17 protein-coding genes are annotated in these 15,236 nt (G+C 70.3%); 12 read left to right on the forward strand and 5 right to left on the reverse strand.

What is annotated here, in order from left to right; all coding sequences use genetic code 11:
- Window positions 1-9 precede the first annotated feature (9 nt).
- From FOH10_RS05740 to FOH10_RS05755, 4 genes are read left to right on the forward strand one after another with little or no spacing between them, the layout of a single operon-like run.
- The gene (locus tag FOH10_RS05740; RefSeq protein WP_039819431.1) at window positions 10-312 is read left to right on the forward strand and encodes a hypothetical protein; all 303 of its coding nucleotides are present in this window, start codon (window positions 10-12) and stop codon (window positions 310-312) included.
- Between the two features lie 29 nt (window positions 313-341).
- A complete protein-coding gene (locus FOH10_RS05745) occupies window positions 342-668 on the forward strand; it encodes a hypothetical protein (RefSeq protein WP_143979926.1) in 327 nt (108 codons plus the stop codon).
- A gap of 53 nt (window positions 669-721) precedes the next feature.
- A complete protein-coding gene (locus tag FOH10_RS05750) occupies window positions 722-2,761 on the forward strand; it encodes a M3 family metallopeptidase (RefSeq protein WP_143979927.1) in 2,040 nt (679 codons plus the stop codon).
- Window positions 2,762-2,815: 54 nt separating this feature from the next.
- A complete protein-coding gene (locus tag FOH10_RS05755) occupies window positions 2,816-4,087 on the forward strand; it encodes a glycosyltransferase 87 family protein (RefSeq protein WP_143979928.1) in 1,272 nt (423 codons plus the stop codon).
- 6 nt (window positions 4,088-4,093) lie between these two features.
- Here FOH10_RS05755 and FOH10_RS05760 read toward each other — a convergent pair whose 3' ends face one another.
- Window positions 4,094-5,305: a pyridoxal phosphate-dependent aminotransferase gene (locus FOH10_RS05760; RefSeq protein ID WP_039819433.1), complete on the reverse strand. Its 1,212-nt coding sequence runs from the start codon at window positions 5,303-5,305 to the stop codon at window positions 4,094-4,096.
- A gap of 93 nt (window positions 5,306-5,398) precedes the next feature.
- On the opposite strand from FOH10_RS05760, the gene FOH10_RS05765 reads away from it, so the two are divergent.
- On the forward strand, window positions 5,399-5,986 hold the full coding sequence (locus FOH10_RS05765) for a winged helix-turn-helix transcriptional regulator (protein WP_221937928.1): 588 nt from the start codon (window positions 5,399-5,401) through the stop codon (window positions 5,984-5,986).
- Window positions 5,987-5,998: 12 nt separating this feature from the next.
- Here FOH10_RS05765 and FOH10_RS05770 read toward each other — a convergent pair whose 3' ends face one another.
- On the reverse strand, window positions 5,999-6,529 hold the full coding sequence (locus FOH10_RS05770; protein WP_143979929.1) for a DUF8020 domain-containing protein: 531 nt from the start codon (window positions 6,527-6,529) through the stop codon (window positions 5,999-6,001).
- Window positions 6,530-6,777: 248 nt separating this feature from the next.
- Window positions 6,778-7,092: a hypothetical protein gene (locus tag FOH10_RS05775; RefSeq protein ID WP_029931990.1), complete on the reverse strand. Its 315-nt coding sequence runs from the start codon at window positions 7,090-7,092 to the stop codon at window positions 6,778-6,780.
- Between the two features lie 511 nt (window positions 7,093-7,603).
- Between FOH10_RS05775 and FOH10_RS05780 the strand changes: the two genes are divergently transcribed.
- Genes FOH10_RS05780 through FOH10_RS05810 form a run of 7 tightly spaced genes read left to right on the forward strand, consistent with a single transcriptional unit; the run spans window position 7,604 to window position 14,358 of the window.
- Window positions 7,604-8,962: a condensation domain-containing protein gene (locus FOH10_RS05780; RefSeq protein WP_244962045.1), complete on the forward strand. Its 1,359-nt coding sequence runs from the start codon at window positions 7,604-7,606 to the stop codon at window positions 8,960-8,962.
- Between the two features lie 52 nt (window positions 8,963-9,014).
- Window positions 9,015-10,028: a hypothetical protein gene (locus FOH10_RS05785; RefSeq protein ID WP_143979931.1), complete on the forward strand. Its 1,014-nt coding sequence runs from the start codon at window positions 9,015-9,017 to the stop codon at window positions 10,026-10,028.
- Window positions 10,013-10,825: a hypothetical protein gene (locus FOH10_RS05790; RefSeq protein ID WP_221937929.1), complete on the forward strand. Its 813-nt coding sequence runs from the start codon at window positions 10,013-10,015 to the stop codon at window positions 10,823-10,825. Before FOH10_RS05785 ends, FOH10_RS05790 begins: the two co-directional genes overlap by 16 nt.
- Before the next feature lie 28 nt (window positions 10,826-10,853).
- The gene (locus FOH10_RS05795; protein WP_143979932.1) at window positions 10,854-11,339 is read left to right on the forward strand and encodes a hypothetical protein; all 486 of its coding nucleotides are present in this window, start codon (window positions 10,854-10,856) and stop codon (window positions 11,337-11,339) included.
- A 10-nt stretch (window positions 11,340-11,349) separates the two neighbouring features.
- The gene (locus FOH10_RS05800; RefSeq protein WP_143979933.1) at window positions 11,350-13,071 is read left to right on the forward strand and encodes an asparagine synthetase B family protein; all 1,722 of its coding nucleotides are present in this window, start codon (window positions 11,350-11,352) and stop codon (window positions 13,069-13,071) included.
- Window positions 13,072-13,114: 43 nt separating this feature from the next.
- Window positions 13,115-13,846 (forward strand): hypothetical protein, encoded by a 732-nt coding sequence (locus FOH10_RS05805; protein WP_143979934.1) that lies wholly within the window; start codon window positions 13,115-13,117, stop codon window positions 13,844-13,846.
- Between the two features lie 41 nt (window positions 13,847-13,887).
- Window positions 13,888-14,358 carry a CinA family protein gene (locus FOH10_RS05810; protein ID WP_186000734.1) on the forward strand — a complete coding sequence of 157 codons (471 nt, stop codon included), beginning with the start codon at window positions 13,888-13,890 and terminating at the stop codon, window positions 14,356-14,358.
- Here the strand turns inward: FOH10_RS05810 and FOH10_RS05815 are convergent.
- Window positions 14,355-14,573 (reverse strand): CDGSH iron-sulfur domain-containing protein, encoded by a 219-nt coding sequence (locus FOH10_RS05815; RefSeq protein ID WP_143979936.1) that lies wholly within the window; start codon window positions 14,571-14,573, stop codon window positions 14,355-14,357. The two genes, FOH10_RS05810 and FOH10_RS05815, sit on opposite strands and share 4 nt — an antisense overlap.
- Entirely contained in the window at window positions 14,551-15,207 is a 657-nt protein-coding gene (locus FOH10_RS05820) for a HemK2/MTQ2 family protein methyltransferase (protein WP_143979937.1), read from the reverse strand. The genes FOH10_RS05815 and FOH10_RS05820 overlap by 23 nt, the downstream gene beginning before the upstream one ends.
- Window positions 15,208-15,236 lie beyond the last annotated feature (29 nt).

Here is a 15,236-nt window from a genome sequence, read left to right on the forward strand (position 1 = left end):
GTTGTGCTGATGGCTCGAATTCCCACGTCGTTGCTCGCGGCCGGTGGGCTCACCGGTGGTTTCGCGCTCGCGCAGGCGACCAAGCAGCGGCAGTTGGGTGGGGCGGTGTTCGCGGCGGGGACCCTCGCAGCGGTGCCGCGGTGGTACAAGACCGCCGGTGCCGGGGGTGCGGCGGCATTGACCGGGATGGCGATCGGAGCCATGGGAGCCTCGCATCCGCTGGCGAAGAAGATCGGGGCCTGGCCGTCGGTGGCGGTGGTCTCGAGCGCGGTGGCGCTGGCCGCCTGGGTCGCGGTCGACCGGCGGGCCTGAACACCCGCGTCCGGCACCGGGAAGTCGTCGTGAGGGAGCGGGCCGTGGCGGCCCTGCGGGTGACGGTCGCGGTCACGGGCCGCGATACGGCGGAGATCACCTGGTCACCCGCCGGTGACGCCCGCGTCAAGTTCGAGTACGCACGAATCTTCCTGGTGCCCTTGGGTACCGACGCAACCCGCCGGTACCTGGAACTCGTGGACGGCCGCCGCACCGCGGCCGTGCTGCGCCTGCCCGCCCTCCCCGACGGCGACTACGCCATCGAGGTCGACGCCTACGGCAGCGCCAGCTGGGGCGACGGCAGGCTCGACGGCCGCGGACGCAGCGCCGCCTTCACCCTCGGCGATCGGGGCTGAGCCGCGCTCCGGTCGCGGCGCCGCCTGTCGGGCGCGCCGCATAAAGTTGCGCCATGACGATCAACCCGTTCTTCGAGCGCAGCCCGCTTCCGTACGAACTCCCCGTCTTCGCGGAGATCGCCGACGAGCACTACCTGCCCGCGTTCGAACGGGGAATGGCCGAGCAGCTGGCCGAGGTCGCGGCCATCACCGCCACCGGTGCGGAACCGACCTTCGCGAATACGATCGAGGCCCTGGAACGCTCGGGTGCCCTGCTGACCCGGGTGTCGAATGTGTTCTTCAACATCGCCTCCGCCGACTCCACCGAACGGATCGAGGCCATCGAGGCGGACATCTCGCCGCGGCTGGCGGCGCATCGGGACGCCATCCACCTGGACCAGGCCCTGTTCGCCCGCGTCGAAACGCTGTACGAGCGGCGTGACGAACTCGATCTGGACGCCGAACAGGCACGGCTGCTGGAGCAGTACCACATTCGATTCGTTCGCGCCGGTGCCCGGCTGGATGCGGCGGGCCAGGCCAGGCTTCGTGAAATCAATGCCGAACTCGCCGCGGCGGCAACGGAATTCGGGCAGCGCAACCTGGCGGCCGCCAATGCCGCCACGCTGATCCTCGACAGCGAGGCGCAACTGTCCGGGCTCGCGCCCACGGCCGTCGCCGCCGCGGCCGAACTCGCCGAATCGCTCGGGCACCAGGGCAAGTGGGCATTGAGCCTGCAGAACGTCTCCAATCAGCCGGTGCTGGCGCAACTGGCCGACCGGGAGGTGCGGCAGCGCGTCATGGCCGCCTCGCTGGAGCGCGGCTTCGACGGCAATGGTGACAACGGCGCACTCGCGGCCCGCATGGCCGCGCTGCGGGCCGAGCGGGCGACGCTGCTCGGCTACAATGACCACGCCGCCTACGCGGTCGCCGACCAGACCGCGAAAACCGTCGCGGCGGTGGAGGATATGCTCGCCCGCCTGGTCCCGCCCGCGGTCGCCAATGCCGAGCGTGAGGCCGCCGAACTCACCGCCGCCATGCGGGCGGAGGTCGGCGCCGACGCCGAACTGCGCTCCTGGGATTGGCAGTTCTGGTCGGAAAAGGTACGCGCCGAACGCTTCTCGGTGGATGCCGAGGCACTGCGCCCGTACTTCGAACTGGAACGCGTGCTCTTCGACGGCGTGTTCTTCGCCGCCGAACAGGTCTACGGCATCACCCTGCGGGAGCGGCAGGATCTGATCGGCTACCACCCCGAGGTCCGGGTCTTCGAGGTCTTCGACGCCGACGGCGCAGCGCTGGGGCTGTTCCTCGGCGACTTCTTCACCCGCCCGTCCAAACGCGGCGGCGCGTGGATGAACGAACTGGTCAGCCAGTCGGCGCTGTTGGGACAGCGGCCGGTGGTGGTCAACAATCTCAATATCGTGAAGCCGCCGGAATCGGAACCGGCCCTGCTCACCTGGGACAATGTCCGCACCCTCTTCCACGAGTTCGGGCACGCGCTGCACGGGCTGTTCTCGAACGTGCGCTATCCGTTCTTCGCCGGCACCGAGGTGCCGCGCGATTTCGTCGAGTTCCCGTCGCAGGTGAACGAGATGTGGATGTCGCATCCGGCGGTGCTGCCCAACTACGCCAGACATGTCGAGACCGGCGCGCCCATGCCCGCCGAGCTGGTCGAGCGCATGGCCGCGGCCGAACGCTTCGGCGAGGGTTTCCGCACCGTCGAGTATCTGGCCGCCGCACTGCTGGACTGGGCGTGGCACCGCATCGCCGCCGACGCGCCGGCCGACGCCGAGGCGTTCGAACACCAGGCGCTCCGCGCGGCCGGAATCGCGCTCGCCGCCATTCCGCCGCGCTACCGCACCGGTTATTTCGCCCACATCTTCGCCGGGGGCTACGCGGCGGGCTACTACTCCTACATCTGGAGCGAGGTGCTCGACGCCGACACCGTGGAGTGGTTCGCCGACGGTGCGGCCCCGATCCGGGACAAGGGCGAGACCTTCCGGCGGGAACTGCTCTCGCGCGGCGGCTCGGTCGATCCGCTCACCGCCTTCGCGGCCTTCCGCGGCCGGGCCCCCGAGGTCGAACCACTGCTCGTTCGCCGCGGCCTGACCGCCTGAGCCGCCCACGCGCGGGTTCATATCGGGCGGGTATCGCCGGTATAGTCGCCGCGGATGAGTTGTTCCACCGCTGTTGCTGTGCCGAAGTCGCCGGACCGCCGCTCGAGGCGGGTCATGTGGCTGGTTCCGCTATTGTGCGCGGGCCTGGCCACGCTGTGCCTCACCGCGTCGGTCTGGCCGTTCAAGGAGATCAGCGGCGGCTTCATCGACCTCCAGGTGTACCGGCTGGGCATCGATACGCTGCGGCGTGGCGGTGACCTGTACGGGCAGTTGCCGCAGACCACCATCGGCATCGGGCTGCCGTTCATCTATCCGCCCTTCGCCGCGCTGGTGCTCATGCCGTTCGCGCTGGTGCCCTGGCCGGTGGCGGCCGTGGCCTTCTTCGTGACCTCGGTGGCCGCGCTGGCGGTCACGCTCTACGTGGTCGCCCGGCGGATCTGGCCGGGCGCGGGGCACCGTCGGCTCGCCGTCTTCGTCACCGCGTGCGCGACGCCGCTGGCGCTGCTGCTGGAACCGGCCCGCTCGACGCTGGATTTCGGCCAGGTCAACCTGCTGCTGATGGCGCTGGTGGCGGCCGACTGCCTGGTGGAGAAGCCGCGGTGGCGGCGCGGCGTGCTGATCGGCATCGCCGCCGCGGTCAAATTGACCCCGGCCGCCTTCGTGCTCTACTTCCTCATCCGCCGCGACTACCGCGCCGCCGTCACCGCCGCGGTCACGGGGGCCGCCGCGACCGCGGTCACCTTCCTGGTGCTGCCCCGGAGTTCGATCGACTACTGGTTCGGCGGGCTGGGCAATGCCTCGGGGCTCAGTGGGTCGGCGTTCCATACCAATCAGTCGATCCAGGCCGTGCTGACCCGGCTCTCGGTGCACAAGCCGCTGTCCACCATCCTGTGGTTGGTGATCGCGGCGGCGCTGCTGGTGCTGGTGGTGGCGGCCATGCGCCGGGCCGTGGACTTCCCGCCGCTGCTGCTGGCCGTCAACGCGGTGTTCACGCTGCTGGTCTCGCCGATCTCGTGGTCGCACCATTGGATCTGGATCGCTCCGGCCCTGCTCGCCATGGTCGGATATGCGACGCGACTGCCGTGGCGGCAGGGGATCGGCTGGTACGCGGCGGCCGCCGTCACGGCCGCGATCTACGTGATCGGTCCGCAGAACTGGCTGCCGGACGGGGAGCACCGCGAGACGACCTGGACGCCCTGGCAGCACTTCGTCGGCAATACCTACATCTGGTGGAGCCTGCTGCTGGTGGCGCTGTTCCTGGTGGCCACCCGGCGGCGGTCGCTGCCCGCCGCCGTCACCGCACCCGAGCTGACGCCCGCCCGGTAGCGGACGCTACTGGCGATAGGTCGCCAGGAAGCGGCCGATGCGCTCGATGATCGCCTCCAGATCGTCGGCGTGCGGCAGGGTGACGATCCGGAAGTGGTCTGGCCGCGGCCAGTTGAAGCCGGTGCCCTGCACGATGTGGATCTTCTCCTGGAGCAGCAGGTCCAGGATGAACTGCTCGTCGCTGTGGATCGGGTACATGTCCAGGTCGATGCGGGGGAAGGCGTAGAGCGCGCCCTTGGGCTTGACGCAGGAGATGCCCGGAATGGCATTGAGCGCCTCCCAGGCGCGTTCGCTCTGTTCGCGGAGCCGCCCGCCCGGCAGGGTGAGGTCGTGGATGCTCTGATGGCCGCCCAGGGCGGCCTGAATCGCCTGCTGCGCGGGCACATTCGCGCACAGGCGCAGCCCGGCGAGCATGGTCAGGCCCTCGAGGTAGTTCTCGGCATGCTGGGTGGGGCCGGTGACCACCAGCCAGCCGGAGCGGAAGCCCGCGCAGCGGTACGCCTTGGACAGGCCGGAGAAGGTCAGGCACAGCAGATCCGGGGCGAGGGTGGCGGTGGCGGTGTGCGGGGATTCGTCGTAGCGGATCTTGTCGTAGATCTCGTCGGAGAACACCACCAGGCTGTGGCGGCGCGCGACCTCCAGGATCTGGCGCAGCACCTCGTCGGAGTACACCGCGCCGGTGGGGTTGTTCGGGTTGATGATGACGATGGCGCGGGTGCGGTCGGTGATCTTGGATTCGATATCGGCGACATCCGGGAACCAGTCCGAGGATTCGTCGCACACGTAATGCACGGGGCGGCCGCCGTTGAGCGTGGTGGCCGCCGTCCAGAGTGGGAAGTCCGGTGCGGGAACGAGGACTTCGTCGCCGTTCTCCAGCAGCGCCGTCATCGCCATCATGATCAGTTCGGAGACGCCGTTGCCCAGGAAGACGTCCTCGACGTCCACATCGGGCAGACCGAGCGTCTGGTAGTACTGCACCACGGCCCGGCGCGCGCTGAGCAGGCCCTTCGAGGTGCAGTAGCCGCTGGAGCCGGGCAGATTGCGCACGATGTCCTGAAGGATCTCCGCGGGCGCCTCGAAGCCGAACGGCAGCGGGTTGCCCGTGTTGAGCTTCACCACATGATGCCCCTCGGCCTCCAGCCGCGCGGCGTGTTCGGCCACCGGGCCACGGATCTCGTAGGAGACACCCGCCAGCTTGCTGGACTGCTTGACCTGCATGAACAACCCCTTCTCGATCCGGTTGCCGCACACTCTACTTGGAAAATCAAAGTTTGTGCTTGGAATTTCCAAGTGACACGTTACAGTGGGCTCGTGCCACGCCGAAGCTACGACCACTACTGCGCCGTCAGCCGGGCCCTCGATATCGTCGGGGACCGCTGGAGCCTGCTGGTGGTGCGCGAATTGTGTTCCGGGCCGCGCCGTTACAGCGATCTGTTCGCCGATCTACCCGGCATCAGCACCGATATGCTCGCCGCCCGGCTCAAGGATCTGGAACGCGAGGGCATCCTGACGCGCGGGCGGGCCGGAACGCGGGCCGCGACGGTCGTGTACGAACTCACGCCCGCGGGACTCGCGCTGCGGCCCGTGCTGGACGCGCTCTCCGCCTGGGGAACGCCACTGCTCGGCGAGCGCCGCGCCACCGACGCCGTGCGCGCCCACTGGTTCGCGCTGCCGCTGGGACGCGCTGTGGCCCAACTGGTTCCGGAGGGCACCGTCACCGTGCGCATCGGCGATACGGTGTTGCACTACACGGTCACCGACAGCGGGATCGCCCATGTCGACGGTCCCGCCGTCGACCCCGACCTCGAACTCCATCTCGATCTGCCCGCGGCCATCGCGGTGGCCACGGGCGCTCGGTCGCTCACCGAGGCGGCGAGAACGCCTGCGCCGGAACGGTGAACGACCCGTTGTTCACCACGCCGCGCCGATGAATCCGCCGATGACGGCACCGACGAAGCAGCCGACGATCGCGCCGACCAGGAAGAACCAGATCCCGATCAGCACGCCGATCACGCAGCCGATCGCGATGCCCGCGAAGATGTGGCCGGGGCCGCCGGCCTCATTGACGAAGGGCAGATCCTGAGAGGTGAGCGCGGCCGGCGTCGGTCCGCCCACCGGGGCGAGGGTCAGTTCGGTATCGCTGTGCAGAGTCGGCGTGACGGCGAGGTTCGCGCCGGCCTCCGTGCGCAGGCTGGTCGGGATCGCCCCGACGACCGCGCCATTGTCCGCCACCACCTGCACGGCGTCCGGCGTCAGCACGAATTTGCCGGAGGCGAGGGTGATGAGGGCATTCGAATGATCCGCCGCCAGGGTCGCGGTGTAGCCGACCGGGCCGTCCACTCCGCTGACGCTGAGGCCCGCCTGGCCGTGTGCCGTTGCCATGGTGATTCCGGTGGCCGCTACGGCGAGTATCGCTGTCGCCACCAACTTCCTGATAAACATTTTCTCTTCCATCCGTTCGGGTTTCCTTTGACGTTCCCCCGACGAACGGCACTGGACGGTATGAAAATGATGCGCTTGCGGGTCGTTTGCTGTCCAGAGGGGTGTGCGGTCCCCCGAAAGCGTCTTCGGGTCGGATTCGTGCCACCCCATCGGTGCGCCCCGCGGCGGCGGGCGCGGATACGACGGAGCCGACGCGGCCGGGCGCGGTGTCCGGCCTCGTCGGCTCCGAATGGCTGAGCGTGGAGTTGTCAGCCGATCAGGCGGCAGGCGCCCGTGCCGTCCGCCTCGCCCTCGCGCGGCGGGATGCCGGCGATGGTGCAGTACGCTCCGGCGGGCATGGGGGTGATCTTGATGTCGGGGCCGCTGATGCAGTTCACGAACGCCGGGTAGCCCTGGATCGCGAACTGGACCTTCTGGTACTCACCATTGCCGGTCTCGTGGCAGACCTGGGTGGCCTGCGCGTCGAAGTCGGCGGGGTTACCAGCGCTGGCGGTGCCGCCGCCGAAGGCGGTCAGCGCGGCCGCGGCGACGCCCACCAGTGCCGCAGTCCGGACGTTGATCATATGAATCTCCTTGCTGTGGGGATGCTTTGGTTCCAATTCCCGACCTCGGGATACCGTACGGGTCGACCGCCCTCCCGGCCAAGAATTCCAGCTACTGATCGGGAAATAACCGGCTGTGCGGCGGTTCGGCGGAGGGCGTCCGCGTACGTGACGGGGTGACCGGCTCCGGTCCGGTGGGCCGGAGGGTCTCGGAGCCCGCCCACGGCGTCGGTACCCCGAGGTAGCTCGTGATTCGCATCTCTTTCCTAGGAACTCCCGAATAGCCGAGTTCTTGCTACGGTTGCCGCTCGTCGCCCCGAAATGCTGCCGGATTCGCGGGCGGCGGTGAGTTTCGCGCGCGGCAGCGGAAAGGAAGGCCGCCATGCTCGTACCGGTTCCTGCCTGGTCGAGCCCGGAGAATCGGCGGCGACCAGCGGAGGACGAGGAATTCCTGCGAATCGTTTCCGAACCGCTTCCATTGCGCCGAATGCGGAGATCACCGCGAATTCCCCTGGCTCCCGCGCAGGAGCGTATGTGGCATGCCGCGCAGGCCGGACTTTCGGGTGACTGGAATATTGCTCGCGCCTTTCGAATTCGTGGACAGGCGGTGAATGTTTCCGCCCTGACCGCCGCCCTCGAGGATGTGGTGCGGCGGCATACGCCGCTGCGCACCTGCTATCCGCCCGCCCTGGACGGTCCGATCCAGGTGGTGGTGGACGCCGACTTCGCCCGCCTCGACGTCCGGGTGGTGGACACCTTCACCGGCCGCCTCGCCGGGCAACTCGCCGAGTTCAGCTCCTACGCGTTCGATCTCGCGACCGAACTGCCCATCCGGGCGCGGGTCTTCCGCCTCGGACAGCGGGATGTGGTGCTCGCCCTGGTGGTTCATCACATCTCCGTGGACGGCGCCTCCATCGGCCCGCTCATGCGCGACCTGGTGACCGCGTATCTGGCGCGGGCCGCCGGGCACGCGCCCGACTTGCCGCCGCTGCCCGTCGACTTTGTCGACTACACCCTGTGGAAGCACGAGTACCTCGGCGACTTCGACGATCCGTACAGCCGTGCCAGCGCCCAGCTGCGGTACTGGGCGATCAATCTGGCGGGCCGCCCCACACCGCTGGAATTCCCCTACGACAGACCGCGACCGGCGCGCCCCGACACCACCGGCGACACCGTCGCCGTGCGCTTCGACGCCGACCTGCACCGCGATCTGCTCGCCCGCGCCCGCGCGTGCGGTTCCAGCCTGTTCCTGCTGTTGCAGACCGCGTTCGCGCTGAGTGTCGCGGCCTTCGCGAACTCCCGCGACGTCACGGTGGCCACCTCGGTGTCCGGCCGCGACGACCCGCTGCTGGCGGATCTGGTCGGCAACCTCGCCGATGACGTCCTCATGCGGATTCGCCTGCACCGCACCGCCGATCTGGTCGAACTCCTCGACCAGGTGCGCCGGGTCGGCCTAGCCGCCTTCGCCCACCCCGACACCCCCAACCCCCGGCTCCAGCGCTGCCTGCCGCAGGACCCGTCCCACCCGCTCTTTCAGGCCACGCTCATCCTGCAGCGCGCCGACGCCGCCCCGACCGCGGCCGCCGAGGTGGGCGAGCTGTCCGTGACGGAGTTGCCCACCGGCGTGGTCCGGGCCAAACACGATCTGGAGTTCGGCCTCACCGAGCATTACGACCAGACGGGCGCCGCCGCCGGGATCGACGGCCCCTTCCGCTATCCGGTGGCCCGCTTCGACCGCGAGACCGCCGAACGCTTCGTCGAGAAGTTCACCGCCACCGTAGTTCTCATCGCCTCCGGCTACGACGGCCCGATCGAGCCGCTGCTGTCCAGCACATCGCGCCGCCGCGCCCGCCGCCCGCAGCGGTGCCGATCCCCGCGAGAAAATTCGTAGTCCGCACTAATCTGGACTCGGCTGCCGCCGTGGGTCGAGATGAGGGCGTGTTGTGATCTGTCCGCATTGCAGTGCGAATCTGCTGCGCCGAGAGCGGGGTGATCGGCGGTGTTCGACGTGCGGACGGTCCTTCGCCCTCGAACCCAAGGAGAGTCCGCTCGGGCTGCACGATCTGCGCCTGCGCAGACTGGTCGACCGGCTCCGGGACGAACGGGAGCTGCGCTACACGGCGGCGCAGCTGTGGTACGCGGCCTCCCGGACGAAACTGCCCGACGGACTCGGGCTGTTCCGCGGTGTGCGGCTGGCGGTCTGCGCCACCGCCGTGGGATTCGGCCTCCTGGTCTGGTTGGGCGGTGCGTCGAGGTTCGCGGCAATCGTGATCACCGCCATGCTGGTGGCGCTGGCCGTACTCGGCATGCGGCGGGTGCGACCCTGGTTCGCCGAGCGTGCCGTGATCCGAATGCCGGTGCCCTACGACAGCTTTCGTGCCGACGTCATCGGCGCGTGGGCGCACACCTACGGTGCCGCGCCCCCGGGCGTGGTGGACGAGAACACGATTCGGCCCCCGGCGGTGGACGATCCCCGGTACGCGGTGCTGTGTCAGGACCGCAGCGTGCTCGCCTGCCTCACCGCCAATGACGTGGCCGGGACCTGGTCGATGCTGGTGACGGAGCGAATGGACCTGCTGCCCGCCGACATTCCGGTCTTCCTCCTGCACGATGCCAGCGTGCGCGGCGTCACCTTCGCCGTCGACGCGCGGGCGGCGCTGGGCAGCCGCGCCGTCACGGTGGGCCTGCTGCCGCACACCGTCGCGATGAGCCGATCGGCTCTGCGGCTGCGGGAACCGTGGCACGGCGACGCCGATCTGGACCGGCTGCGGCGCGAGGGCCTGCCGGAGTCGGGGATCGAGTGGCTGGCCGAGGGCTGGTGGGCGCCGATCGCCGCCGTACCGCCCGCCAAACTGCTCTCCGCACTGGGGCGGGCGATCGAGCGGGTGGACGCCGCGGGCGATCCGGACCACGACCGCGCCCGTCGGATCGGGTTCCTCTCATGGCCGACCGGATGAGCCGGGCGCTGCTCGACCGGCTGCTGCCCGGGGCGGTCGAGCGGGCGGGCGCGCCGGGCGGGCTGCGGTTCACCGAACGTCAGCTGTATCACGAACTCTGCCGGGCGGCATGGCCGCGGCTGCCGCGCCGGCCGCTGTTCACGGTGCCGACCGTGGTGCCCTATCCGGCCTTTCGGTCCGCGCTGCGGCGCTCCGGCGAGATCCCCGGACTGCTCACCCGCACTCCGTCACACCCTCGGCCCGCCGGTCGGCACACCCCCGAACCCGATCTCTTCGACTACGGACTGCCGCGCCTGCTGGTCGCCGAATCCGACGCCGTCGCCCAGATGCTGCGCGCCAACGGCGTGCCCATGGAATCCGCCTGTCCGGTGCTGAGCGCGGCCGAGCTGCCGCTCGACACGCGCGTCGTCGACATGCTCGCACTGGCGTCGGGGACCATCTATCTGCTGCACGACGCGAGCCCGGCGGGGCTCACCTTTCCGGCGCGGTTCACCGCCGGGACCGAGGTGCCGCCGGGGGTCCGGGTGCTGCCCTTGGGCCTGCGGCCGCGCCAGGCCGGTGCGCTGCACCTGGCGCACCACATCGGACCGGAGCCGGATATGACTGCACCACAAGCGGATTCGTGGGAGCTGGCCTGGCTGCGCCGCGGCCGATCCGTCGAGGTGGAGGCGGTGCGCCCGGCGGCCCTGCTGCGCACGGTGCACCGCCTCGTACGGGCCGTGCGTCCGCCCCGATCGGCCCTGGCGGAGCTGCGCACCGCGCGGTCCGCGGGCTTTCTGACCTGGCCCGCCACCTGAGGCCGCCCGCGCGTAGGAGATATCAGCCGTGCCGCAGCGACAGACCACCTACACCGACGAACTGCTCGCCGACTCGACCGTGCACCGGCGCTACTCGGACGGACGCGAGGAATGGCGCACCCGGGGTCCGCACGGGCTGGTGCACTGGCGCGACGACCGCGGCGATTCGGGAACCGATGAGCCCCTGGGCCGTTCGATCGTCAAACGCACCCACCGCGACGGGCGGGTGCGCTACGGACGCGAGGGCGGCTACGGCCGAACCCGGTGGAGCGACGGGGAACTCACCGTCAACCGATCCTCCTTCGGCGGCCGGGTCGGTGCGCTGCTGGCGGCGGTGACCGGCGGCGCGCTGCTCGGCGCCGTGGCCGCGCCGCCGCAGACGCTGACCGCGGCGCAGGAGGAAGAGCTGCGGCGACAGGCGGAGCAGAGCGGATCGGCGGACTTCGGCGGCGGGGACGCGGGCGACTACGGCTACTGGGGTGGCGACGCGGACGATGACGACGATTTCGGCTGAGGGATAACCGATGTCACGCTGGTGCGCGGTGCTGACCCCGGACGATCCGGGCGGTCAGCTGCGGGCGATGGGCGCCGACCCGGTGGCGGTGGGCGGCCGATATGCGCTGGGCCTGCTGGCGGGCCCCGGCGTCGCGGGGCTCTTCACCGCGGGTGAGCTGACCGCGGTCGGCGAGGTGACGCTGTTCCACGCGGAGCGGTTGCGTGCCCGGCTCGGGGCGGACGCGCCGCCCCCGGACCGCCCGGACGGCGAACTGCTGCTGCACGCCTACCGCCGCTTCGGCCTCGACGGCATCGCCGCGGCGGACGGCATGTTCGCCCTCGCCATCGCCGACGGCTCGGATCTGGTGCTGATCCGCGACCACGTCGGCACCCGCACCCTCTTCCACGCGCGGGCCGGGACAGACTGGGCGGCAACCACTTCCCTGCGTGCTCTGCAACGGTGGCCGCGACTGCGCACCGGGCTGCATCTGCCCGCGGTGCGCACCTTCCTCACCTTCGCCTACCTGCCCGGGCGGGAGACCCTGCTGCGCGGCGTCGAGGAGGCGCTGCCGGGCCGCTGCGTGCGCCTGCGCGCCGACGGCTCCACCACCGAGGAGATCTACTGGGAGCCAGCGGAGATCGACGATCCGCGCGCCGAGACGGAGCACGCGTCCGCCCTGCGCGCCCTGCTGGAGGCGGCGGTGTCCACGCGTCTGCCCGCCGCGGCACCGGTCGGCGTGCTGCTCTCCGGTGGCATCGACAGCAGCCTGGTCACGGCGCTCACCGCGAGCATCCACGACCGGGTCGTGCACTCCTACTCCATCAGCTTCGGCCCGGACGCGCCCGACGAACTCGCCTACTCGGGACTCGTCGCCGCGCACTGCCGCACCCAGCACCGGGTGCTGACCGTGCCGGGCACGGCGGTCGCCGCGCGGCTGGCGGAGACGGTCGCGCTGCTGGACTGCCCGGTCGGCGACCCGCTGACCGTCCCCAATCTGATGCTCGCCGAGGCCGCCGCCGCGGACGGTATCCGGGTGCTGCTCAATGGCGAGGGCGGTGACCCGGTCTTCGGCGGCCCGAAGAATCTGCCGATGCTGATCTTCGAACTCGCCCGCGATGATCCGGACCCGGAGGCCAGGGCGCTGGCCTACCTGGACAGCTACCGCAAATGCCACGGCGATCTGCCGGTCCTGCTCACCCCCGCGGTGCTCGCCGAACTCGCCGACGCCCCACCGCCGACCCGGCTGGTCGCACCCTATCTCCGCCAAGGCCGGATGAGCAGCCTGCTCAATCAGCTGCTGCACGCCAACCTGCGCACCAAGGGCGCGCACCACATTCTCACCAAGGTCGAACGGCTCACCGCGGCCTGTGGTGTGGAGGGCCGCGCACCGCTGTTCGACCGCGCCGTCGTCGATTACGCCTTCCGGGTGCCGCCGCGCTGCAAACTGGCGGGGACGCGGGAGAAGTGGATCCTCAAACAGGCCGTGCGCGATCTGCTGCCCTCGACCATCGTCGACCGGCCCAAGAGCGGAATGCGAGTACCGGTGCAGCAGTGGCTGTCCGGCCCGCTGCGCGAACTCGGCCACGACCTGTTGCTCGGCGAATCCGCGCGCGCCCGTGGCCTGTTCCGCGAGGACACCGTGCGGACCTGGCTGCGCGGTGACGGCGTGCTGCTGCCGCGCCAGGGCGGCAAGCTGTGGTTGGTGCTGTCGCTGGAACTGTGGCTGCGCTCCTTCGGGGCCGGACCCTGACACCGGCGAAAGACGAACCACCGCAGCAGTTTCGAGGAGCATCATGACCGAACCACGCCTGAAGCGCGCCGCCGACGCGGAGAACGAGATCCACGACTTGTCCGACTTCGTGGACGCGGGCCGCAATGTCGTCACACCGGTGGCGCAGTTCCCGCCGGAGGTCGCACTCACGGTGGTGGAGGCGTTCGCGCGCATCGTCCGCGATGCCGCCGCCAGCCGCATCGCCACCAGTCCGGACGCCGACGGCATCGTGCGCGCCCAGACCTTCGAGGAAGGTGAGGTCTATCTGATCGAGACCCCGTTCGACGGGTTCTTCGCCGACCGGTACCTGATGGACTTCTACGATGCCGAGGAACGCGGCATCTGCTCACGCATGCACCTGCACACCGGACTGCGCTTCGTCCGCATGATGACCGGCCCCGACACCCATATCCGGGTCGGCAGCCTGTCCCCGTTCACGGTCACCCACATTCCGGGCGTGACCCCCTTCGCACCGGCCGAATTCACCGACACGCTGCCGAACACCCCGCCGGACGTCCACCGCACCCGCTACAACCTGGTCGTCCCGCCCTGCTCCTTCGTCGATATGCAGATCCCGCGCGGCGTCAGCCACCAGTTCAACGCCGTCGGCCCGCACGCCGTCATCGACTCGGTGCACCCCGAGGAGTCCATCGAGGTGTTCCGGGAACGGATGTCCGGCCCCAAGATGATGGCCCAAACCGTCTTCCTCGCCGACGAACTGCCCCCGGCCGCCACCTGTACGAGCCTGTCGTAGCGGACGGTCGGCAACCGGCGGGCGTCGGTAAGGTGGAATCCGTGTCCGACACCGGGGAACTCGCGTCCGCGCTGGCCCGGATCGCCCTGCGGTCCGGACGTACCATCGCGGTCGCGGAATCACTGACCTGCGGGAAGATCAGCGCCGCCCTCGGCGCCGCACCGGATTCGGCGCAGTGGCTGCGCGGTGGACTGGTGGCCTACAGCACGGAGGTCAAGCGCAAGGTACTCGGCGTGCCCGATGTACCGGTGGTGTCGGAGACGGCGGCACTGGCCATGGCCGCCGGGGTGCGCTCACTGCTGGACGCCGATTTCGCGGTGGCGGTGACCGGGGTGGGCGGTCCCGATGCGCAGGATGGTGAGCCCGCCGGATCGGTGTGGCTGGCGGTCGACTCGGTGGACGGCTCCCGGGCGCGGCACCGGCAGTTCGACGGCCCGCCGGAGGATGTGCTGGCACGGACGGTGGAGACCGCGCTGCGCATGCTGGTGGAGGCGTTCGACCCGCTCGACTAGCGGGGCTGCTCGCGCGCGCGGCGGCGCTTGCGGTGACTGGTGTCGCACAGCGGATAGAGCGCCGAACGGCGACACAGGCACAACGCCACCACACAGCGGTCCGACCGGATGGTGCGTCCGTCGGCCGTGACGAGTTCCACCGGCCCCTCCACCAGGGCCGGTCCGTCGGCGGTGTAGGTGATCCGCCGCCGGTCACTGTCGGGGTCGGTCGGCACGGATCACCACCAACTCCTCATGTCGCTGGGTGGGATGGATGAGACCCACACGGGCCAGCCGGTCGGCTTGGCGGCGCAGCACCGGACCGAACGGAATGGTGGCGCGGGCGACCACGGCGGCTTTCAGGCCGCCCTCGCGCAGGTGCGTCAGGGTGCGGTCGGTGCCGCAGAGGTTCGAATGGACGAGCAGCAGCATCCCGGTGCGCGACAGCACGCGGGGCGCGAGTCCACACACCGCGTCGACCGCGTCCCGGCCGTCCGATCCGGCGGCCCAGTTGCGCGCGGCGCCCCGGGCCGGACCGTCCGAAGCCGCCGGAACATAGGGCGGATTGGCCAGGACCACATCGAAACGCCTGTCGTGCAGCATTTTTCGGAAATCTCCACGCAGCAGCTCGATATCGATGCCCCGCATGCGGCAGTTCAGCCACGCCGAGGCCAGCGCGGCGCGGGAGATGTCCACCGCGGTCAGCGCCGCGGGACGGAGCCGGGACGCGGCATGGATGGCCAGCGCACCGGTGCCGGTGCACATGTCCAGCACCCGGCCGTGCGGTGCGATGGCGGCATCGGCCAGAGCGCGAGCGAGCAGCCGGGTATCGGCCTGGGGGCGGTAGACGCCCGGTGCGCGAATCAACATCACGAATACCGGATAACCAGGAACCGGCG

It is taken from the genome of Nocardia otitidiscaviarum, assembly GCF_007362295.1.
GTDB lineage: Bacteria > Actinomycetota > Actinomycetes > Mycobacteriales > Mycobacteriaceae > Nocardia > Nocardia otitidiscaviarum.